The 21,396-nt window shown below is 67.0% G+C and carries 21 protein-coding genes and 2 pseudogenes; 9 read left to right on the forward strand and 14 right to left on the reverse strand.

Annotated elements, in window-relative coordinates; all coding sequences use genetic code 11:
• Positions 1–240 precede the first annotated feature (240 nt).
• From ABT009_RS43850 to ABT009_RS43880, 7 genes and pseudogenes are all read right to left on the reverse strand, one after another.
• On the reverse strand, positions 241–789 hold the full coding sequence (locus ABT009_RS43850) for a GNAT family N-acetyltransferase (RefSeq protein WP_351307865.1): 549 nt from the start codon (positions 787–789) through the stop codon (positions 241–243).
• A gap of 39 nt (positions 790–828) precedes the next feature.
• On the reverse strand, positions 829–3,249 hold the full coding sequence (locus ABT009_RS43855; RefSeq protein ID WP_351307868.1) for a site-specific integrase: 2,421 nt from the start codon (positions 3,247–3,249) through the stop codon (positions 829–831).
• Complete coding sequence (locus ABT009_RS43860) at positions 3,246–3,596, reverse strand: helix-turn-helix domain-containing protein (RefSeq protein WP_351307871.1); 351 nt, start codon at positions 3,594–3,596, stop codon at positions 3,246–3,248. The genes ABT009_RS43855 and ABT009_RS43860 overlap by 4 nt, the downstream gene beginning before the upstream one ends.
• Before the next feature lie 16 nt (positions 3,597–3,612).
• Complete coding sequence (locus ABT009_RS47635) at positions 3,613–3,984, reverse strand: tyrosine-type recombinase/integrase (protein WP_502990080.1); 372 nt, start codon at positions 3,982–3,984, stop codon at positions 3,613–3,615.
• Entirely contained in the window at positions 3,972–4,712 is a 741-nt protein-coding gene (locus tag ABT009_RS47640) for a site-specific integrase (RefSeq protein ID WP_502990081.1), read from the reverse strand. Before ABT009_RS47640 ends, ABT009_RS47635 begins: the two co-directional genes overlap by 13 nt.
• A gap of 68 nt (positions 4,713–4,780) precedes the next feature.
• The gene (locus ABT009_RS43875; protein ID WP_351307880.1) at positions 4,781–5,053 is read right to left on the reverse strand and encodes a hypothetical protein; all 273 of its coding nucleotides are present in this window, start codon (positions 5,051–5,053) and stop codon (positions 4,781–4,783) included.
• 199 nt (positions 5,054–5,252) lie between these two features.
• Positions 5,253–6,155: pseudogene (locus ABT009_RS43880) on the reverse strand (transposase); the annotation flags it as partial.
• A 48-nt stretch (positions 6,156–6,203) separates the two neighbouring features.
• On the opposite strand from ABT009_RS43880, the gene ABT009_RS43885 reads away from it, so the two are divergent.
• The gene (locus ABT009_RS43885) at positions 6,204–6,575 is read left to right on the forward strand and encodes a hypothetical protein (RefSeq protein WP_351307883.1); all 372 of its coding nucleotides are present in this window, start codon (positions 6,204–6,206) and stop codon (positions 6,573–6,575) included.
• A 388-nt stretch (positions 6,576–6,963) separates the two neighbouring features.
• Entirely contained in the window at positions 6,964–7,206 is a 243-nt protein-coding gene (locus ABT009_RS43890; protein WP_351307886.1) for a hypothetical protein, read from the forward strand.
• Positions 7,207–7,339: 133 nt separating this feature from the next.
• On the opposite strand, the gene ABT009_RS43895 is transcribed toward ABT009_RS43890, so the two are convergent.
• On the reverse strand, positions 7,340–7,843 hold the full coding sequence (locus ABT009_RS43895; RefSeq protein WP_351307888.1) for a hypothetical protein: 504 nt from the start codon (positions 7,841–7,843) through the stop codon (positions 7,340–7,342).
• A gap of 426 nt (positions 7,844–8,269) precedes the next feature.
• Here ABT009_RS43895 and ABT009_RS43900 point away from each other — a divergent pair.
• A protein-coding gene (locus tag ABT009_RS43900) for an IS5 family transposase (protein WP_502990083.1) occupies positions 8,270–9,114 on the forward strand; the annotation gives its coding sequence in 2 pieces (ribosomal slippage) (positions 8,270–8,629 and positions 8,632–9,114; 843 coding nt in all).
• 76 nt (positions 9,115–9,190) lie between these two features.
• A complete protein-coding gene (locus ABT009_RS43905) occupies positions 9,191–10,237 on the forward strand; it encodes a hypothetical protein (protein WP_351307891.1) in 1,047 nt (348 codons plus the stop codon).
• A gap of 80 nt (positions 10,238–10,317) precedes the next feature.
• Here the strand turns inward: ABT009_RS43905 and ABT009_RS43910 are convergent, their stop codons facing one another.
• The gene (locus ABT009_RS43910) at positions 10,318–10,716 is read right to left on the reverse strand and encodes an Ig-like domain-containing protein (RefSeq protein WP_351307893.1); all 399 of its coding nucleotides are present in this window, start codon (positions 10,714–10,716) and stop codon (positions 10,318–10,320) included.
• Between the two features lie 71 nt (positions 10,717–10,787).
• Here ABT009_RS43910 and ABT009_RS43915 point away from each other — a divergent pair, with 71 nt between their 5' ends.
• Together ABT009_RS43915 and ABT009_RS43920 are read left to right on the forward strand one after the other, a co-directional pair.
• Positions 10,788–11,468 carry a hypothetical protein gene (locus ABT009_RS43915; RefSeq protein WP_351307895.1) on the forward strand — a complete coding sequence of 227 codons (681 nt, stop codon included), beginning with the start codon at positions 10,788–10,790 and terminating at the stop codon, positions 11,466–11,468.
• Positions 11,469–11,522: 54 nt separating this feature from the next.
• A complete protein-coding gene (locus ABT009_RS43920; RefSeq protein WP_351307898.1) occupies positions 11,523–11,762 on the forward strand; it encodes a hypothetical protein in 240 nt (79 codons plus the stop codon).
• A gap of 348 nt (positions 11,763–12,110) precedes the next feature.
• Here ABT009_RS43920 and ABT009_RS43925 read toward each other — a convergent pair whose 3' ends face one another.
• From ABT009_RS43925 to ABT009_RS43935, 3 genes are all read right to left on the reverse strand, one after another.
• Entirely contained in the window at positions 12,111–12,521 is a 411-nt protein-coding gene (locus tag ABT009_RS43925; protein ID WP_351307900.1) for a RidA family protein, read from the reverse strand.
• 160 nt (positions 12,522–12,681) lie between these two features.
• Positions 12,682–14,238 (reverse strand): oxidoreductase, encoded by a 1,557-nt coding sequence (locus tag ABT009_RS43930; protein WP_351307903.1) that lies wholly within the window; start codon positions 14,236–14,238, stop codon positions 12,682–12,684.
• 94 nt (positions 14,239–14,332) lie between these two features.
• Positions 14,333–15,150 (reverse strand): IS5 family transposase gene (locus ABT009_RS43935; RefSeq protein WP_351307952.1). Its coding sequence is split into 2 segments (ribosomal slippage): positions 14,333–14,808 and positions 14,808–15,150, totalling 819 coding nucleotides; the frame shifts between segments, so codons are not numbered across the junction.
• A gap of 90 nt (positions 15,151–15,240) precedes the next feature.
• Here ABT009_RS43935 and ABT009_RS43940 point away from each other — a divergent pair.
• Both ABT009_RS43940 and ABT009_RS43945 read left to right on the forward strand, forming a co-directional pair.
• Positions 15,241–16,032: pseudogene (locus ABT009_RS43940) on the forward strand (IS5 family transposase); the annotation flags it as partial.
• Positions 16,033–16,346: 314 nt separating this feature from the next.
• The gene (locus ABT009_RS43945) at positions 16,347–17,126 is read left to right on the forward strand and encodes a hypothetical protein (RefSeq protein ID WP_351307906.1); all 780 of its coding nucleotides are present in this window, start codon (positions 16,347–16,349) and stop codon (positions 17,124–17,126) included.
• 457 nt (positions 17,127–17,583) lie between these two features.
• Here the strand turns inward: ABT009_RS43945 and ABT009_RS43950 are convergent, their stop codons facing one another.
• Both ABT009_RS43950 and ABT009_RS43955 read right to left on the reverse strand, forming a co-directional pair.
• Positions 17,584–18,618, reverse strand: a complete 1,035-nt coding sequence (locus ABT009_RS43950; RefSeq protein WP_351307909.1) for a hypothetical protein — start codon at positions 18,616–18,618, stop codon at positions 17,584–17,586.
• A complete protein-coding gene (locus ABT009_RS43955; protein WP_351307912.1) occupies positions 18,569–18,835 on the reverse strand; it encodes a hypothetical protein in 267 nt (88 codons plus the stop codon). Before ABT009_RS43955 ends, ABT009_RS43950 begins: the two co-directional genes overlap by 50 nt.
• 446 nt (positions 18,836–19,281) lie before the next feature.
• Between ABT009_RS43955 and ABT009_RS43960 the strand changes: the two genes are divergently transcribed.
• Positions 19,282–21,186 (forward strand): hypothetical protein, encoded by a 1,905-nt coding sequence (locus tag ABT009_RS43960; RefSeq protein ID WP_351307914.1) that lies wholly within the window; start codon positions 19,282–19,284, stop codon positions 21,184–21,186.
• Positions 21,187–21,396 lie beyond the last annotated feature (210 nt).

Raw genomic sequence — 21,396 nt, forward strand, 5'->3', positions numbered from 1 at the left:
TCAAGTCCCTCGCCGACTACCTCGCCAGGATCGCCCCACCCAACAGTCAAACCGGAACCGACTAACCCTCAGGATTTCCGGCGCAGCACACTAGCCGGCCGCTTCCCGCTCCGCCCGCTCGTGATCCAGTAGCCCCCACCGCTGCCCGGCTTCTGCATAGAGCTCGCGGAAGATCCGGAGCATGTCCAGGCGCCGTAATGGTGGAGTCGGGTATTGGAACTCCCGGAATACCCCCCGCGCTCAGAGGGGATCGAGGAGCATCAGGACCTCGTCCCGGGTGTCGTCGGGCGCGAGGCGGAGGGCCCCGGGCCAGCGACCGACCTCACGCCATCCGAGTCGGCTGTAGAAGTCCTCCAGCCCCTCTTCTCCCCGGGCAGCGAGATGGAGCTGTTCGAGCCCCAAGTCGTTGCGGGCTATCTTCCGCAGCTCACGCATGAGGGCGGAGCCGACACCGCGTCCGCGGAACTCGGGGTGGGTCTGAAGGTGGTTGACCGTGCCCCAGTGCCCGATGAGCCGGTAGGGATCGCGGTTGAGGACAACCCATCCGGCAAGAACGTCGTCGAATCTGGCGGTGATGAGTCGGCTGTGTTGCGGGTGGAGACGGCCGAGGAGCTTGTCCGCGACCGGTGCGACGTCGTTGTCTTGGACGGGTGGGAAGGGGAATCCGGCGGCACCGCCCGAGTTGGTGACCGCGATCCAGCAGCCGATCAGCTGGCGTCGGAGTTCGGGAGTGACCTCGTGGGCGTCGGTGATCTGAGCGAGGTCGGGCATGCTTTCGGGCGTTGTCATGAGAAGCAGCATGTCAGCGGGGTCTGACATCGGGACGGGTCAGGCTTCCGAGTTTCGGCGGCTGACCTCGGCCGCATATGCGCCCCAGTCGCCGGCGGCGGCTCGCTGCCATTTGACGGCGACGGTGATGTCGATGCCGAGGGTGCGGGCGAGGACCGCGGCGGGTAGTTCGGTGGCGAGCTGGAACAAGGCGGTCGAGCGGGCCTCCGCCAGCCGGATGCCGAGTTTGCGGAGCCGTTCGCCCATGGCCCAGGCACTGATCGGCCGGCCGGGCTGGCCGCCGGGGAAGAGCCAGGACCAGTCTGTCCGGGCGAGGACGGCATGGCTGCGGCGAACCTCGACCTGCTGGAGGGCCAGTTCAGCGACGAGTTCGGGAAGCTCGACCGGGACAGCGCCGAGGCGGATGCGGACGCCTGCGTCTGTCTTCTCGATGTGGTCGACGGTGAGCCGGGAGATCGCCGCAGGCCACTGGGCATAGAGGAGCAACAACAGGCCGGCGAGGCGGTCTTCGGGCTTGAGGGTGTCGTCGTGCAGCAGGCGTCGGGCGGTGGCCCAGCGGGCCTCGTCGTCCATCGGCTGGGAGGGGCCGTTCCATCGCTCGGCCGGGAAACTGAGATCGCGAGCGATCTTCTGGGCCAGGGCCCAGCGCACGAAGTGGCCTGCCTCCTGGCGAAGAGGGGCGTCCTCGCTGGTCATCCAACGTTCGAGGTCGGTCTGTCGACAGGTGGCAAGGGTCAAGTTCTGGCCCTCAAGCCAGTCCAGGAGATAGACGCCCGCCCGCAGATGTTGCCGCGCGACCTGGAGCTGGTAATACGTGGTCTCCTTGCCGCGGCTGCGACGGCGAAGCCGGCGCAGGAGGTGCCAAGTCGCGTACCGGTGCAGGATCTTCCGTCCCTCGGCCGTCGCATGGGAGGCGACGAGGTCCTTCACGTGCCGTTCGAGACGGACCATCTGCTCGTCCCGCCTGGGCAAGGCGCCGCTGGCGACGAGAACGCTGCGGATGTGCTCGACGACCTTGCCTCCGGGGAGTTCGTCCAGGGCTTCGTGCGTGAGGAGGCGGCGGCCGGAACCGAGATCAGACAGGACCGTGGAGACGATGCCGCCAGAGAGCCAGCGCAGCCCGGTAGCGGCTCGTTCGGTGCTTGCCAGGGCGTCGTGGAGGGCTTGAAGCTTCGGGGACATGGAGCCCGAGCCGTTGGCGAGGAGTTCGTGGAGCCGCTGCTTGAGCGTGCAGCGAGGGCACGGACCGGAAGATCGCAGTCGTTCTGCTTCCCCGCAGGTGGGACACGGGCGCCAGAGCGCGGCGTCCGGCGCAGTGCAGGGGCCGCAGATGGGGGCTTCAGCGGTGCCCGAGTGGATGCCACGGAGCCTCCCGCAGGAGGTGCAGTGAGCTTGGCGTCTGTCGCAGCCGCCGCAGCGGGGCAGACCGGTCAGACGGGAGTGGGTGCCGGGTGCGGTGCGACCGCAGATCGAGCAGACCAGGATGGGCAGGGGGCAACAGTTGGGGCAGAGAGGGCCGTCAGAGGTGCGGTTCTGTACTCGGCGACGGTTGCCGCAGCCGATGCAGATCTCGACGTTCGCAGGGTCGGTGACCAGGCAGTTCGGACACAACGGCCGTCCCCGTGTGTCGCGGATGGCCGGCTCGCGGCGGGCTCCGCAGCGTACGCATTCTTCGATGCGGGACTTGGCGATGCAGTTGCGGCAGACCCGCTGCCCGTTGAGCGGCTTGTCGACACGGACCACCCGGTGGCAGCGGGGGCAGGCAGGCCGGACGATCCCGGCGACGCCTGCCTCGTGCAGCAGGTCGATGAACCGCAGGATGGCGCGATGCGGCGCCAGATAGCCCTCTCCGGTCAGCAGGCGGGGATTCTCCTCCAGGGCCCAGACCAGCCGCTGCCGGTAGGTGGGACGCTGGGGTGCCGTCCGGCGGAGGGCTTCGGCGATCGCGTCGCGGTCGGCGCCCGGGGCGATGGTGGTGATCAGTTCGTGGACCACCGTGACGGGATCACGGTCGTCGGTGTCGGGACACATCTTGCAACGCGGCAGGCCCTTGCGGTCCCGGAAGCCGACGCGTCGGATGTTGCCGCAGGCGATGCACTCAGCGGTCTCCTGTCCGCAGACCGAGCAGTACCAGTCCTGGCCCTGGCGTTGGAAGGTTCGCAGCAGCTTGCCGCACTCGGCGCAGACCGGCGCCGCGATCGCCGAGGCGCCGGCCTTGCGGAGCTCGATGAGCAGGTCACCGATGGCCCGGGGCGCCGGGGACCGGCCGTCAGTCAAAACGGCGGGCCGCTTCTCCAGGGCGTCGGCCAGACGCCGTGACTTCGCGCGGCCGCCCGCGACCGCGGTGACCACGGCCCGGATGGCTTCTGTGCCGAGTTCCTTCTCGATGTCGGCGACGAGCTCGGCGACCAGGCCGATCGGGTCCGCGACAGCGCGGTCGAGATGGTCAGCGGTGGTCATGACCGATCAACACCCCTGATCCTGGCCCGCTTTGGCCGCAGTCCGTCAAGCCCCTCCGCTCCGGATGCCGTGCCGCCGACAGCCGCCTTCTTCGGCTTCTTCACGGCCCCGGCCACCGCGATGGGCTCGATGAGGTCGTCCATGGTGCAGTCGAGGATGTCGAGCAGGGCCATGAGGATCTTCAGGCTCAGTCGCTCCGGTCGCTCGACAACGAGCCGGTAGACCTGGCTCGACGACAGGTTGATGCCGCGTTCCGCGAGCGGAGGAATGAGGTCGGTGGTGGAGAACATCCCGCGGTCGGCCATGACTTTGCGCAGGTGCCAGTGGTAGTCGAGCTTGGCGGCCATCGCCGGATCCCTCCTGTTAGGCCCCGGCGAATGCCGGGGCCAGTGCCTTGTGCAGGGAAGTGTTCATGAAGTCGTCGCTGACGTGCGTGTAGATGGCCAGGGAGCTGTCGCACTCGTGGCCGACTTGCTGCTGGATGAACCGACGGTCGACTCCGTCCTCGGTCAAATGCGTGACGTAAGAGTGGCGAATTGAGTGCGGAACTAGGTCTTTTGGGAGCTTTGGGGCGTCACGATATGCCTCGAACCGGTCGTTGATGGAGCCGGGCTGGAGCCGTCCGCCGCGTTCGGTGATCCAGAGGGCCGGGTGGTCGGGAAATCCGAAGCGGGGCCGGACGTTCTCAACGTAGTCGGCGACAGCTTCCACGGCCCAGTCCATCACCGACAGCACGTTCCGGCGCCGTGGTGGCTGGCCCTTCTTCGCCTTGCCGTAGCGGACGTTGAGCGTGCCGTACCGGCCGAACTGTCGGGCCTGCGGGTTCCGCCCGAAGTCGACCACATCGAGCTTGGACGTCTCGGTTCGCCGAAGCCCCACCCGTAGATGACCTTGAACAGAGTGGCGTCCCGGTAGGCGGCGAGGGCTCCCTTGCGCTTGGACTTCACCGCGCGTGAGACCTGGTCGTCGGCGTAGTCGAGGAACAGCTGCAGCTCTTCCCTGGAAAACGGCCTCGCCTCCGGGTCGCCTTCGTAATCCTGCAGGTGAGGGAGGGTATTCCACTCATGACAGATCGCCACCGGAAAGGTGCCGAACGCTTCTTCACAGGCTGGGCCCCAGCCGTATCGGGCGTCGATGAGGAGGTCGGTGAACAGTCGAACCGTGCCCTGGTAGCTGCGGATCGTGGACGGCGCCAAGTGCTTCTCGCTGGTCAGACATGCTGACCACTCGTCCAAGTGGGCCGGCGTCCACTGCCACGGGTACTCGTTCGCGAACTCCAGGAACCGGCGGATCAGCCGTTCCCTCGGGTCGATCGTCTCGTCCTTCAGTCCTCGCGACTTCTGCTGGGCCCGCCAGCCCCGCAGCATCGCGTCGAACATCGCGTCCTCCGGACGCAACTGGACCACCCCGGAGACGAGCTCCATGCGGGCAGACCCCGCCAGGGCCACCTTCTGCTGATGCACCACTCCAGACCATCCCTTCTGGAGAGCAGATCATGCATCAGAAGGGATCAACTCGGCAACACCCCTGATCAGGCTGCCAGTTCGTAGAGGCTCCGGAGTCGTTCCACTTCCCGCCGTGACCACGCGACCTGTGGTTTCGCGCCCGTCTGATGCAATTCCCGAGGGTTCAGGTATTTCTCCGTGGTGAGCACGGAGGAATGCCCCCGCAGGTCACGCAGCACCAACAATGGCTCACTGGTGGTCAGATAGTGCGACAGGGCCGCTTCTGCGGCGCTGCCCGCAGCCGACAGCCGGGCAGCCTGCTCGTAGAACCCCGCCACCAGCCGCTCCATCGCCGACATCGCGAAGGTGTGGCTTCTGCCCGCACTCGCTGTGCGCGGTTGTGTTCGTGTGGCGATCGAGCAGGCGGCTTCCCCTCGGGGTGTTCGCGCGGGGGGGGGCGTCGCTCGTGTTGCGTTTCCGGGGAGATCATGTGTTGCAGATCACGGGTGTGTCAATTTAACGGCCCTGTCTCACATTCGGTGGTGACGCAGGGTGTCGCTATCCGAGGAGGATGCGGTGGCGAAGAAGGGTGAAGCCTGCTCGTCCGTGCATCTGGCGCGCGATCAACTTGGTCTTGGTGTTGACACCCTCGGTCGGACCGTTGCTGTACGGGAGCGTGAACGCGGCGATCACAGCGTCGCGGTCTCGCTCTAGACCCCGGGTGAAGGCGTGCAGATGGGGCAGATCGGCTGCCCGAACCTGGGTGATCCAGAGGTCGAGCGTGTCGGCATTTCCTGGGTGAGGCTTCAGGAGTTGGGCGAAGGTCCGGATACGGACCGCCAGTTGGGTCATCTCGGGGCAGGCGGCGGTGAGCCGGGCCAAGAGGTCGTGTTGCTCGGCCTTGAGGTTGTCGGGCCTGGTGAGCAGCATCCGGGCGAGTCTGCGCGCAGAGATGTGGCTGCGGTCGGCGTCCGCGCGGCCTTGGTTGATGTACTTGTGCAGGAGGTTGAGACAGCCCGTGAAGCCAAGAGCCTTGATCTCTTCGAAGAGGTGCAGGACGGGTACGGCGGGGTCCTCGGACCGGCGCTTGCGCAGGTGCTCGCGGTAGGGATCGACAAGGCTGGCACGGTACTTGGGGACGCGGAGCATCCGCTCGGGCTGATCGGCACGGGCATAGCGTTTGACGGTGTTCAAGGCCAATTGCAGACGGCGGGCGCACTCGAGCAGGCCCACGCCCTGATCGAGCAGGTCATGGACCTGGTACCAGCGTTCCAGGGTGGTCCGTGCGCGGGGCCCGTCGTACAAGGGCGCATCCAGCACGGTGGCCCAGCAGCTGCTGTGCGCCTTCACCTCGCTCAGGGCGGCTTCGCACAGGTTGTGCCACAAATGCCAGCGGTCACCGACCTGCACTGCGTCGGGCAGGGCGCGGCGGATGGCCTCGGCGTAGGTCGCCGAGCCGTCACCCATACCCGGTCCTCCCGGACCGGCCAACATTCTTAGGGACCAGCCATGCCCGTGATCCCGCTCGACGGCATCCCGCAGAACCACATCCCCATCGTCCACACCGCCACCCGGCAGGCCATGGTCGACCTGCTGCGCAGCGGCACCCTCCGCGAGGACCTGCCCGCCGCCCAGCACCCGTTCCCGAACAACATCGCCGAGGCGTACACCACCTTCGGCGGACGCTGCTGGATCCTCGCCCGCACCCTCACCGACCACCGCGGCGGTAGCCTCACCAACGTCCGGCACGTCTTCACCCGCACCCCCGGACAGCCCTGGTGGTCCCTGCCCATACGCCCCGGCGAGCGCGCCTACCAGTTCGACCCCAAAACCGGCGGGCCCATCGTGAGAATTTCAGCGAGACATGGCACTTTTCAGTGAGAGCTGTCACCGCTCTGACTGGGCGTCTATCTACGAAACCCATCAACCTGTTGTACCGCCAGCGATACGCTGATACCCCATGCTGCCGTTCTCTAGATCCTTGCGCTGGTCGACGGAATGCCGCCGATTGCCGGCCGCCCGGCCAGCCCCGCCGCGGCCCCGAAGCCCTCCTCGGCGACAAGGGCTACGACTCCAACCCCATCCGCGACGAACTGCGTCGCCGACGCATCCTGCTCGTCATCTCCCGCCAGGGATGACCCAACGTTCAAGGGGCATCGGCAAATTGCGCTACGTCGCCGAGCAGACCTTCGCCCTGCTCCACCACCTCAAACGCCTCGCCCGGAAGCCAAAGCGTAGCCGTAGTAGAACGTGACGGAAAGGGGCAGCTGTGACCGACAAGGACGTAGGAGTATTCCTCTTAAGCGGCGTCGCATCATTTCTTTTCATTCTCATGTGGAAGGATGGTTACGAGCCCCTAGCGATCGTCTTTGCTGTATCAGCGGCAGTGGGTATATATGGCTACGTGGAGGATGCCGAGGAGGGTCCTAAACGCCCAGTCCTGACCGTAGCTGCCGAAATTGCTGGGGTCGTCGGAGCAGTGCTCACCTTCATCGAGTTTGTCAGGAAATAGACAACGGAGCGCCCTTTGATTACTTCCTGCGAACTGCGAAGTCGTCCCGATCCACGCCCATAAATCATCGTCCACAATCCACAGCGAGACCTGGCACTTTTTCAGCGGGTACTGGCACCGCTTCGGGCTGGATTCAGGTCCAGGGCCTGGCGTCGACCGGCGGTGTCTCGCCGCGGTCGATGATCGGGTTCAGGTAGGCAGCGTACTCTTCGAGCGTCGTGATCGACTGGTCGTCGGTGGGTCTTGTAGTGCGGTGCCGGATGCGTGACCAGACCGCATCGACGCTCATCCGCCATTTCCTCTGCGTTTCTGGGTCTCGCTGGTTGCAGATGGGTGTCGGGGCGGGCACGTGCTCGCCTTTGGTCATGAGCGACCAGAGGATGACGGATGCGATGTTCCTCTTTCGGTCGCTGAGGTCAGTGGCGAATCCTCCCCCGGGGGCGTAACCGCCGGCGGGGACGGCGATGCGGCTGCCGATTACTTCCCATGGCTCGGGACCGATGCACCATGCCTGCAGGATCTTTCTGCGCTGTTCGTAATTGATCAGGTCGTCGCGTGAGTCGAGTTCCGCTGCGAGGTCGCGGATCGCGGTCTCGAATTCGAGGGGATCGGGCCGCTTCCGGGCCCATTGGTGCACTCGTTTAGGGCTGTCGGCGAGTCGGGCTGTGACGGCCGGGTTGCTCAGGAACAGGCTCAGCCGGTCGGCGGCTTTCTGGATCGATCCGCCGGATGCTGTCTGGCAGAGCCGAAGTGCGACGGTGCGCCGGAGGTGGACGGTCGCGGGCCGACATCGAGGCCGAACGGTGCGGCCGGTACCGGGACGCCTTCGGCCTGTGCACCGGCTGCGGACTACGCGGCCGCGTCCAGCGCCGCTGCGCCGCCGGCGACCCCGGCCGGGCCCGCGAGTCGCACCGCGCCCCCCACGCCCAGCCGTGGAAGTGGGTGCCCTGCCCGCACGGCTGCGGCTACGTCGAAACAAGCCGGAGATCCGCCCGAGCAAGTTGTACGACCTGGTCCCGCAGCTAGGCAGTTTCGTTTGGATCAGTGGGACGTTGATCTGGGCATGTCGCTGACTGACGCCCAGTGGGCGCGGATCGAGCCGTTACTTCCGGACCGGAAGCCGAAGAGGGGTGGCCGTTGGCGGGATCACCGTGAGGTGATCGACGCGATCGCCTTCAAGTTCCGGACGGGAACGCAGTGGGTCCATCTGCCGGAGAAGTACGGGAACTGGCGAGGCGTCTACAACCGACTGCGGATGTGGGCCGTCGATGGCACTTGGGAACGGGTGTTCACGGCGCTGATGACCCAGGCCGACGCCGACAAGGAGCTTGACTGGGTCGTCTCGGTGGACTCCACAATCGTGCGCGCTCATCAGCACGCCGCCGGGGCCCGCAAAAAGGGGCCCCGGCGGCTGAGCCGCACGTCCACGCCATTGGACGGTCGCGCGGGGGACTTACAACGAAGATCCATCTTGCTGCCGACGGCCGCTGTCGTCCCCTCGCGTTTGTCCTGACCGGCGGTCAAGCGGGCGACGCACCCACCTTCATGGACGTCATGGCCGGCCTCCGTGTACCGCGTCGCCGCGGACGACCTCGAACCAGGCCTGACGTAGTCATGGCCGACAAGGCGTATTCCTCCCGCGCGATCCGCGATCACCTGAGCAAGCGCGGCATCCGCGCGGTGATCCCCGTGCCGGCAGACCAACGTGGCCATCGACTGCGGAGGGGCAGCCGGGGCGGGAGACTGCCGGCGTTCGACCGCGAGACCTACAAGCAGCGCAACACCGTCGAACGGTGCATCAACCGCCTGAAGCAGTGGCGCGGCATCGCCACACGCTACGAGAAGACCGCGACCATCTACCTGGCCGGACTCCATATTGCTGGCATCTTCCTCTGGTCCGCCTGCTGACATAGGGAAACTGTGTGGTGTCAGCTGACGTAGATCGGTACGCCCATTGTCAGACGCTGCTGGCAGCATCACCGCTATGAACGCCATCTTTACCACCCCACCGCGGCCGTTCGACATCACCGCGCTCTTCCCTCAACTGGCCCCGCTGGCGCGGACGGCGACCCGGCTGCACCCGCGCCCCGGGTCCCCGACCGTGCACGACAGCTCCGTCGGCGGCCCGCTCCTGTGGCCCACCGGCGAGCCGTGGCCGCACTGCGACGAGCCGCACGACAGGCACGCGGCGCCGGTCGTCTACTCACCGGACGACGTCCGGCTCCTCCGCCGCGACCGCGCCGTAGCGGCCGAGCGGTTGCGCCTCGACCCCGAGGCACCCCAGTGGACCGCCGAGGAACGGGCGACCTGGGAGCGGATCAAGGTGGGCCGCCCGTGGTTCGACGGCCCGATCCCCCTCCTGCCCGTCGCCCAGCTCTACGCCCGCGACGTCCCCTTCCCGTGCCCGCCCGACGCGGACCTCCTCCAGGTCCTCTGGTGCCCCTTCGACCACGAGATGGCCCACCCCCGGACAGCCCTCTTCTGGCGCTCCTCCGCCACTGTCACCGACGTTCTCGACGCACCGCCCGAGCCGCCCATCGTCCAGCGGGACTGCTACCTCCCGGGGCCGTGCCTGTTCTCACCGGAGCAGGTCACCGAATTCCCCTACCCCGGGGAGCTGAGCAAGGAGCTCCGGGACCAGCTGGACGACATGAGCCGCTGGGAGACGATCGATCCTGCGCGGTACAACACGTACGCGGACGACCCGGGCGAGCTCTACCAGAACAACCTCTCCACCGCCCCCGGCTGGAAGACCGGCGGCTGGAGCAGCTGGCCCCGCACCGACCCCAAGCCCCGCCCCTGCCCCGAGTGCGGCACCGAGCAGGTCCCGCTCCTCACCATCGCCTCCTGGGAATGGGACGGCGGCAGCGGGACCTGGATCGCCGAGGAGGAACGGACGAACCCGGCTCCGCGTCCCCTGGGCGCCCAGGACGGCAACTTCACCTTGATCGACATCATCGGCGGCTACGACCTCCAACTCCACGTCTGCCCGGCATCCCCGGACCATCCGCACATCGAACTGCTCCCGTGAGCCCTGCGGAAGTCCTCCGCGCCGACGCATACGCCACTATCGGTACCGCGATCGAGTCTCCAGTCAGCAGCCTTGGCCAACTACCAGATGATCCAAACGACGGGCCCTAGCCGCCAGCCTGGCCAGTGCTGCCGATCAAGGAGCGCCGCGCCTACTGACCCTGCCTGCCGACGCCGATGCCCGAAGTAGCATCCGGCGAGGCCGCGGTAACGGGCATCGGCGTTCGGCCTCAACAGCGCATCTCCGGCCGCCTTCGCTTTTGGGCCGGTGATGTCGATGGTGATCCTGACCGGCTCGCCGTCTGCGGTGTTGCCCGCCCCGTCCGTGGCGGTCGGGGTGATGGTGTGCTCGCCGTCGGCCAGGGAGGTGGCGGGGGTGCAGGCGACTGCCGCGGCGTCCACCATCGCCGTGCACACCGTGGAGCCCCCATCGGTCAGCGACACCGTGCTCCCGGCCTCCCCGGTCCCGGCGAAAGCCACGTCAGGCAAGTCCAGGCCGAAGAAGCCGGCTGACGAGTAGCCTCCTCGTCACAAGATCCTGGGGGGGATTCATGAACAGCGAACACAAGCGCCTGCATCGCCCGCCGCGCCCGGACGAGGAACTCATTCGATTCCACAACGGCGACACCCTCGACAACATCCCGATCCTGCGCCTACCCGAACCGGAGGCCACAAGCAGCCGGAGACGCCCGCCACTGAAGCTACTGGCCATCCTCGTCCCGGGTATCGCCGTGGTCGGCGCACTAGCCGGCCTCGGCCTCGCCGCCCTGATGGATGACCCGAACCCTCGCCCACCGGCCAGGGCCGACGCTCCGCCGTCTCCTACCCCCTCCACGTCACCCTCCGCCACGAACCCGGTAACGACTGCGTCGGCCACGCCATGGACACAACCGTCCAGTAAGCCTGAGACGGAGACGAAGGCAACGGCGCTCGAACAGGTCAGCATCATCCAGACGCCAGCAACTGGCGGCGACCCTGGCTCCTCGTACTGCCTCATCTACACCGGCAGCAGCTCCGGCCCCGAGCGTGAAGCCATCCTCCTGATGAATGCCCCTGGCTATCAGTGCCACGACATGCTGCCGTACGACGCGACCGGAGAGCACTCACCGTTCATGACGGAGGCGCCAGACTGCGCGGCACCTGCACGGCCTGCGGTGCTGAGTTTTGCGGAGGTGGGCGGCTGGGAGCAGGAAGTGATGTACACCTGCCTCACCGAGCATCACGGCGCGTGAACCGAGCAGCCGCGCACACGCGGCCTTGTCGCAGCGGCGGCTTATCATCCGTTCGTGACAGACATCCCCGACGAATTGATCAATCTCGAACGTACCGCCGAAGCCGAACGCGAGAAGCTGGCCGGCCTGGACGGCGAAGCGCATCAAGCACAGTGGCGCCGCTGGCTCCAGGCCGCCGAAACGTTCCAGGCCGCGGTGACCGAGCATGCTGGCCGTGACGCCAACCGGTACGAGCTGGAAATGGCCGTGAAGAAGGCCGTCAGGCATCCGGAACCGGAGGCCGCCGCGGCGTAGCGACATGCGTAAGCCTCCGCACATGGTGCGGGGGCTTCGCTGTGCGTCGCTGCCTTCCCTGCACGAGCGAGGGAATCAGGTCATAGATGGGTGGCTGGCCGCCCACCTGCTGGCGCATCCACTGGACCCCGCCCCACGCCCCCTGGCTCAACCAGGCAGAGCTCGTCTTCTCCCCACTGACCCGGGCTGTCCTGCGGCACAGCGACCGGCAGCCGCGACAACCTGATCGAGAAGAGGGACGCCTGGGTGATCCAGCGAAACGAACACTCCTGTCCCTCCGCTGGACCTACGAGGGCACCCCGCTCGAGTAAACGGCCTGACCTCCGCACCCCGGCCCACACGTCACGGTCAACTGGACAGTGCCACTGTGAGGTCCACCTCGATCAGCTGCCCGGGAAAGCCGAGCTGCGCGACCCCCACCAGCGTGCTTGCGGTGGTGAACGCCGACCCTATGACCGAACCGGTCAGGCGCTGCCAGGCGACGCCCAGAACCGCGACATCGCTGCTAACCACATAGATCACCGAGCGGACGACATGATCCGGCCGGGCGCCCACCGCGCTCAGGGCAGTGATGGCGTTGGCTGCCACCTGGTCGATCTGGGTGTCGAGATCGCCCGGACCCACCAGCACCCCTGAGCGGTCAATCGGGCACTGCCCCGCCAGGAACGCCGTCCGGCCCACCTCTACCACGGTGATGTGGTGATACCCCGGAGTCGGATGGAGCTCGACGGGATTGATTCGCGTGATCTCGGCGGTCATGGCGCGAGTCTGGCGACTCGGCCGACGCCGCGCACCACGATTTCAGCAGGCTCACCCGAAGACCGGGCCCGCAACGAAGCATCCGAAGCAACCCCACCAGCTCCAACCATGGACCGTGAAGACCATCAACCGCCCTCCACGAACTTCCGCGGGGGCAACACTAGTTCTTCTGCAAGGTGCGGGTGACACCCGCGATGACGGCGGTCGTCAGCACCCATCCCAAGGCGATCAGCAGGTAGGCCAGCCACTGGAGGCTGCCCTCCGTCCAGTACCAGGCCGTGCCCTGGCCCCAACCGCCGATGGGGATCAAGAGGTCGAGCGTGTAGACGAAGGGCTGGAACGGAGCACCCTCGCCCGGCTTCACCGGGGTCGGAGACTGCGCACCGAAGACCAGGGTGCCTAGCAGGGTCAGTATCAGGAGCCAGACGCCTGCCAGCCAGGGCCGGTAGCCGTAGCCAACGGTCACGTCGAGCAGGTGCCCCCAGGCACGCGCCGGCAGGGGCAAGGTGAGGCGCCGGTGGCGCTGTTTGGCCAGGAGCACGCGGCGGGCGTCGTCGTCGTGGCCGATCATCCGGTACCAGCTCGCCAACTGCTCATACGGCTGCGGGCTGTACCCCGGGCTGCGCCGTACCCACGCCAAACGGCGGGCCACAGAGTCCCGCTGTCCCACTGCCTCCCGCCGCTCGCCATCCTCTTGCACCTTGATGGAGCCGTAGACGAAGCCGTCCAGCTCCACCACGTCCGGCCAGCTCTGCATGCTCTCGTGGAGGTACGACACTTGCGCGCCCCGAAGGTCCACGGTGCCGGACGGCGGCCGGGCCAGGGTCAAGTCGAAGTCGACGGCCTGCATCATTAGAGCGACCAAAGAGGGGCCGCGGCCGTCGGGCGGCCCGTTCAGGACGGCCCCTTCAAAGCTCAGATTGTCCGAGATCCGGGCACCCCGCAGCCGGACGGTCCCGTTCGCGGTGAATCCGTCGGAGAAGTCGAGCGTCGAGGCGATGGCGTTGTCCAGGGCGAGCGCCACTCCGCGTGGGCCGGGGCCCGCTAGATATGCGCCCTGCATGAAGAGTCCGCCCGGCAACTGTGCTCCCAGCAGCCGTACTTCACCTCGTGCGACGAACCCGTCGTTGCAGAAGACGCCCCCTTCCATGACCAGGCCGCCAGCGGCCACGGCCCATCCTCCAGACGCGCTGAACTCGGCCCCGTTGAGGAGCATGCCGCCGGTCACCTGAGCGTCGCTGAGCGACAGGGCGGTACACACGTGGTTGAAAGGCGAGGAAGCGAGGCTTTCCACGACGGAGCGCCGCAGATCGAGGACTCCCTCGATGCGGGCCGAATCGGCTTCAATGCCAGGCACCCGGCTACCCGTGATCACGAGCGTCTGCGTCGACGCTCCGAGAAGGTCCACCGACTCCTCAAACCAGCAGTCCTCGAGCCAGAGGCCGTGAGCGACCTGCGCGCCGGCCAGGTTGAGCCGCCCAGATATCCGCGCCCCGGCGAGCCTCAGACACGCGACGGCGCCCGGTTGCACGGTGCTCGCGCCCAGGAGGAGCGCCACGATCACGACGGCCCGCACCGTCCGCCCTGGGCCCCACTGCCCACCTCCGGCGACACGATCGTCCTCGGGGACGCCCGTGCGCAGGTCCACGCCGCGCCCATCGGGGAACGCGTCCCACAGCTCACGCTCCGGTGAAGTCAACTCGTCGTATGAGAGCACCCATGCAGAGTAGTGATCTTCTTTCGCGTTCGCCTTACCCCACCGCGCGGACCGGAGAGCGCCCCCATTCCGTCAGGGGTTCTTAGACGGTGTCCTATGTGGTGAGGCGGACGAGTCGCTTGTAGCAGCACAGGGCCGCGGCGAGGCCGAGAAAGGCCAGGTAGTTGCGTGGATGGCGTTCGTAGCGTGGGCTGAGCCTGCGGTATCCGGACAGCCACGAGATCGTGCGCTCGATCACCCATCTGCGGCGGCCCAACCGTTCGCTGGACTCGATGCCTTTGCGGGCGATACGCACGCCGATGCGCTTGCCTCGTAACCATTTCCGCAGGTGGGGAACGTCGTAGGCCTTGTCTGCATGCAGGCGCTGCGGCTTGAAGTGGCGGCCGCTGTGGGGGTCGTGTCTCGTTTGGTGTCCCGCCACCATAGGCTTCAGGCCTTCGCTGTCGTGGGTGTTGGCGGCAGAGACGCCGACGACCAGGGGCAGTCCGTTCGCGTCCGACAGGACGTGCATCTTGGAACCCGGCTTACCCCGGTCCACGGGGCTCGGACCAGTGAGTTCGCCCCCTTTTTAGCGCGCACGTGGGCGGAGTCGAGGACCACGCGGGAGACGTCGATCAGGCCTGCATCGTCGAGTCGGTGCAGGACCGCTTCGTGGAGCCGGCCCCAGACCCCGGCCCTCGACCAGATCATGAACCGGCGATGCGCGGTCGACTTCGATATGCCGAAGCACGGCGGCAGGGCCCGCCAGGCGCAGCCGCTGACCAGCACGTAGATGATCGCTGCGAACAGCGTCTCATCAGGCGTGTTCGGTGTTCCACCGCCCTGCGGCCGCACCCGGTCCTCCGGAATCAACGGCTTGGCGATCTCCCACAAGCCGTCCGGAACAATCCAACTCCACGTACCCCGCCCCATGAACAGCCCCACGAGCGATCACCACATAGGACACCGTCTTAAGAAGTCATCTCATTTGGTTGACTCGGCATTCTGTGGGGCATGGTGGGGATGATTGAGCGGTTGGTGCCGGACAAGTTGTGGGAGTTGTTCCAGCGGGTGGTACCGGAGGCGCCGTCGCGACCTCAGGGGGGTGGCCTGCGTCGGTACGGTGACCGGGAGGTGCTGGCCGCGATTGTGTTCGTAGCCACGTCGGGTTGTACCTGGCAGCAGGTGCCGTCGGCGTCGTTCGGGCCGTCGGGGGCGACGGCCCACCGTCGTTTCACGGAGTGGTCGAAGGCCCGGGTGTGGGCCAAGCTCCACCGCCTGGTCCTCGACGAGCTGGGCGCACGCGGCGAGTTGGACTGGTCCCGTTGCGTGATCGACTCGGTGAACATGCGGGCCCTGAAAAAGGGGGACCTGACAGGTCTGAATCCTGTCGACAGGGGCAAGTACGGCTCGAAGATCCACCTGATCACGGAACGGTCGGGTTTGCCCATATCCGTCGGGATCTCCGGGGCCAACCTGTATGACAGCCAGGCCCTGATCCCGCTCGTGAAGGGCATCCCGCCGATCCGCTCACGCCGCGGACGACGACGGCGCAAGCCCGCCAAGCTTCATGCCGACAAGGGCTACGACTACGCCCATCTGCGGCGATGGTTACGTGAGCGGGGCATCACGCACCGGATCGCCCGCAAGGGAGTGGAGTCCTCGCAACGACTGGGCCGCCACCGTTGGACCGTAGAGCGCACCATGGCCTGGCGCGCCGGCTGCCGCCGCCTCCACCGACGCTACGAACGCAAAGCCGACCACTTCCTCGCCTTCACCAGCATCGCCTGCACCCTCATCTGCTGCCGCAGGCTCTGCGGGGCACGTTCAAGTGCCCCCACGGGCGTGGAACGCCTTCGCCGCCCCGCAGGTTGGCCGCCCACTTGTCGTCCTGCGTGCGCTTCACCTGCCGCTCCTCCTCGGTGGCAGGGGCTAGGGGCCGGACGGGGGACGCAGGTGCCACGGTACGAGGGGGTGCGGGAGGTGGCTAATCGTCGGCCCGGCCGTCGGGATGTGCCCGTCAGACCCTTGACCGGGTGCCGCTTCGACGGAGGATGGGGGAAGAGAGCGGGTCTGCGTGGTGAAGTGTGGGCCTCTGATAACTCCGACAGCAGGGAGCGTTTCTTCCGATGACCGCACAGCCCGCACGCCCTGAGCGCGGCGGTCCCAAGACCGCCTCGGTCATGGATGTTTCGCCGTTCAAGCCTTCTCTCGTCAAAGCGGTGTTCAGGGACGTGACCCCGATGCACGTCTCTCGGTCGGCCGCGTGGGCCGCCGCGTCGGTGACGCGGACAGTGCTGACGGAGATCATCGACGGCGCGAGGAGAGCGGCGGCGGCGGAGGCCCGGAAGAAGCTGATTCCCGGGGACCTTCTCTCGGCGATCGACCGGAACGTCGAGCTCGAGGTGGGGGCCAAGTGGTACGACCACAGCCCGACGTTTCAAGGCCTGACCGGTGTCCTGTACGACGCCGAGGGTGTCATTGTGCCTTCTCGTAAGCGCAGCAGGTCGCGCAAACCGAGTGCTGTGGTCGGCGCCCACAGGTTCGAGGCCGGGGTCAAGAAGCTGCTGTGGAGCCAGGGGGCGACGGCCGTCCCAGCGATGGTCCGCGACCTGGACGGAATCGCGAGCGTGTTCCTGACGGACCTCGCCCGGGACGCGGCCATGGTCGTCCGCGAGGGCGGGGTCAAACGTTTCGGTACGGTCACCCTAGTGATGTCGGGCGAACCGGCCCCACCCCCGTTCCTCAAGGATTCCCTCCGGGCCCTGTCCACTCGCAGGGGGGATGGGCGGACCATCGGCAGGGATGACATCCTGGCCGCCACCACGATGCAGTTGTTCGGCGGCAACCTCAGGCAGCGAGCCCTCACCGAGGCACGCGAGGCGACACAGAACACTTCGGCCGGCTGAGCGGGTGCGACCAACATCGCCGCCTGCACCCTCATCTGCTACCGCAGACTCGCCAAATGAGATGGCCTCTAAGTCGCCTCACAGAACCATTCCAGCCGACATCACGGTTCAACTTCAGTAGCCTGTGCTCAGCGGTCCGAACAGGGCGCGTGTAGACGGCCGAGGGCCCCGACCCCCTGATGGGGGCGGGGCCTTTGTCGCCCCCAAGGGGTCTGCGGTGCTCACCGCTTCGACGGCCGCAGCTGACCTCAGCCGACTCCCCCGCCCTCGTTCCCACGGGTTTGTGGGGGCTCTCGTGGGAACGTCATGGGAACGGAAGGCCGTGTAAAGGCGGGGAACGATCAGACAGGGACGGGAAGGCCGGACCTCGCTGATCAGCAGAAACGGTGAACCCCAGGGAAGATCATTACAGGCGGGGAAGACCATAAGGCCTCTTTGAGGGCGGCGATCTCGGCTTTCAACCGGATGATCTGAGCGTCCCGGGGGTCGGGAGTGTCCCCGGCTTCGCGCATGGCGGCGAGGCGGGTTTCGAACTCTTCGCGCAGGTGGGCGTAGGGCCGGTTGCCGTAGAAGGCGGTGCGGTCGATTCCGGATTCGCGGGCGAGGGTCTTGACGTCGCATTTCCCGCCGGGTGGGAGATCGCCGCGTAGGAGCCGGTCCATGGCGGCCCGGATGCGGTTCTCGTCCGGATCTGCCGGGCGAGTTCGACAGCGTGCGGTCCCATGGAGGACACCAGGAACAGGGCGGCGGCGAGCATCGGCTGCATGACGGCGTCGTCGACGGGCTGGGGCTTGTTCTCGGTCCGGCCGCTGGGCTTTTCGGCGATGGCGGAGGCAGTGGCCCCGCCCCAGGGCCGCAGATCGTAGGAGTGCACGCGGGCCAGCGCGCCATACGAGGTCCACGTGACGCGGAACTTGCTGCCCTTGGTGATGCCCTCCGGCAGCGGGAACGCGATCGGCATCAGCCGAGGTGCCGCCGGGAGCGGCGGCACCTCGCAGGCCAGCAGGTAGGAGAACTCCTGCAGCCGCGTCCCCGAAGACACCACGAGTTCCCCCACCGCCCCCTTGCGTGCCAGATGACGCCCGCGGAACCGGCCCGGCCCCTCGTCCTCACTGCCGTCCGGCCGCAGCCCCGCCAGGCCGTTGATGAACATGGCCGCGAAGTCGTCCTCCAGATACTTGATCGTCACATGGGCGTGCGGCACCCGCCGACGGGCCTGATTGACGAGGACCTCACGTACGGTCTCGGCGTAGAGCACCACCGCCTGCTGATAGGTGAACGGCACTGCCGTCGCGTAACCCTCGGCCGTCGCCCACCGGTAGAACATCCCCAGCACGCTCATGTGCTGGTTCCACGTGACCGCTCCCAGGCGCCGCTCGGGATCCCCGGTAGCCCGGTCCACCGCGTACGTGATCAGCAGGGCCTTCAGCCGGTCCCGGGTATCAAAGATCTCGACCCCGTGCAGCTGGGCCGCCACGATCCAGTCCCGCAAGATCCGCCCGTACGTCCCCCACGACGACGGCGCCGAGCAATTCTCCGTCGGCCGCAACCGCAACCACTCGTTGACCACCGCCGTCGCCCGGAACTCCCCAGCCATCATCGAAGAGGAGGTCATCGTCGACGAGGAAGGCCATCCCCTCGGGAATCGTCGGCTTCCCCGACAGCCCCCAGGACTCCCAGCCCGCACTCGAGTAGAACGCCAGCTCCATGACGCCGACCGTAGGCACGAGACACAGGTAACCCCACCCAACAAGTGAGTTCGATCGCTACCTCTCATGTCCTTACGAGACATGGCAGTTGTGCGTAAACAACCCAGGAAGCCGAGGGCGTGATCGCAGCCATCGCGTTCTCTTATGCATAGGGTCAGGGACTTTCCGCTCTGGGTGACGGCTGCTTCACTTCCGCATGCGTGGCCTTGGTGCACCAGTCCCACAACTGGCCCTGAACAGAACGGAATTCGGGGACGCGCATTGCAGATGCATATAGAACGCACAGCAACTGCACAAGGCAGGAACAGTCAAGGCCGAGGCGACACGCAGGGGATGTCGATGTCGCCGGATTCCAACTCTCGCTGCGCACGGGGCCCGCACCCCGCACCCTCATCGGCCGGCCATATCACCGGCGCCGAGCCGCACTCCATCCTGGGGAGACCGACATGACACTGATGACACGACGCTCCGTCCTGGTCGCCGGGACGGCCACAGCCGGCGCCCTCCTCGTCCCGGCGTCCACCGCCCTGGCCTCCAGCGCCGCGGCGACGGGCGGGAAGATCTCGGTGGGGGCCGACGAGACCTACGTGCTCTCCAGGACCACCCGCGTGAGCATGCTCTCCATCGCGGAGGGCGGCAAGATCGCCGCACCGGACGGGTACAGCCTGACGCTGACCGTCGACGGCGTGGAGACCGGCCAGTTGCTGACCAAGACCGGAGGGACCGAGACGCTCATCGCGGCCGGCACCTACCGGGGTGACGTCGTCCTCACGGTGGCCGAGGCCAATCCGGTCACCTACGAGACGCTCACCTTCCCCTTCCGCCAGGCCCTCTACGTGGGGGCGGACGGTGTCGTACGCGCGAAGTCCGTCCTCACCAGCGTGCTCGGCGGACGGCTGACCGACGCCCACGCCACGAACGTCTCGATCACCTCCACCGGTGAGTGCTTCGACGGCGTCGTCGTGGAGAACGCCGCCTACACGCTTCGGCAGCCCCGCATCACCCTCACCGGTAACGGACGCTGTGACTTCGTCGGCTACGGCGCCGCCGTCGTCGGTACCGACTCGGACACCACACTGCTCGTGGACGGGGCGAGCATCGCCACCAAGGGGGTGGTCCGCACCGGCGTCATCGCCGACGACGGTGCCAACGTCATCGTCAAGAACTCCACGATCCGGGCACGCAACGGTGTGCTACCCGACGACTACCAGGCCACCGTGGAGACGCCGTACATGCAGTCTGCTCCCTGGATGCTGGGCATCGACGGAAACGTCCGCGCCACGAACCTGCTGGGCGCCGACACCAAGGCCACCTACATCAACTCCACCGTCACGTCGGAGACCTGGGGTGCCCTGTCGGTCGAGGGCGGCAGTGCGCTCAGGCTGACTGCGATCAACAGCAGTGTCGGCAACACCGGCGCATACGGCTACGGCACCTATGCGATCGGCGACGCGACCGTACGGGTGCTCGGCTCCCGCTTCGACGTCGGCAGCTACGCGACCATCTGCGCGGGCCCGGCCGCCTCGATCCACTACGGCGACAGCACGCGCGAGGCGGTCGCGAAGCTCAACTCGAAACTGGAGCTGGGGCTCAGCGCTGCGGAGCTCGCCGCCCTGCCGGTGCGCAACACCGTCATCAACTCGAAGCACTTCGGATGGATGTTCTTCGGCACCGGGACGCTGAAGGTCGACGGCGGGACGGTGGTCAACTCCGAGAAGACCACCTTCCTCAACAAGGGCCAGCAGACCACCATCACCGTCGACGGCTCCGGCGGCGCCCGGCTGAACCCCGGGAACGGCATCATCCTGCAGATGATGGAGCTCGACGACCCGGGCCCCGTGATGGTCGACGGCAGGATGATGAACGTCGGCGTCTACACCGAACCCACGGACGACCCCACCAAGGACTCCGGCTTCGACGTCACCGCCGTCCACACGGCAGACGGCGCCGCCTCCTTCAGCTCGATCGCCCTGAAGGGCGACTTCTACAACGGCATGCGCAAGGGCAAGAACATGGTCCTCACCTTCGACGACTCCACCGTCGAGGGCGTCATCTCGGCGTCCCGGACCAAGCACGCCGTCAGCACCATCGATTCCTCGAACTTCTACGAGCTCGGGGAGGTCACGAACACCGTGCAGGCGGCCGTCAACAACGGCGTGATCGTCCAGCTGAACAGCGGCTCCACCTGGAGGGTCACGGGCACCTCGTACCTGACCAAGCTCGTGGTCGACGCGGGCGCTTCCGTGGCTGGGGCCGGGGGACGGACCCTGACCATGACCGTGGACGGCGCCGCCACCGACCTGGAGCCGGGCGCCACATACTTGGGCGCCATCGTCCTCGAGGTCGCCTGACGTGACAGGGCCTCTGACATGACAGGTCGTCTGACATGACACCCAGGACGGCGCCATGACCTGACGCACCCACATCCACAGAGTGTGCCTCTCGCTGCCCGGCGGCGAGGGGCACGCCTTTACCACATGACTCCGTGTATTCACTTGGTGTTCACTCTCGGGTCTTAGTGCGTTCAGATGGTCCCTTCATTGATCTCTCATCTTTTACCT

It is taken from the genome of Streptomyces sp. NPDC002896 (genome assembly GCF_040295225.1).
Taxonomy (GTDB): Bacteria; Actinomycetota; Actinomycetes; order Streptomycetales; family Streptomycetaceae; genus Streptomyces.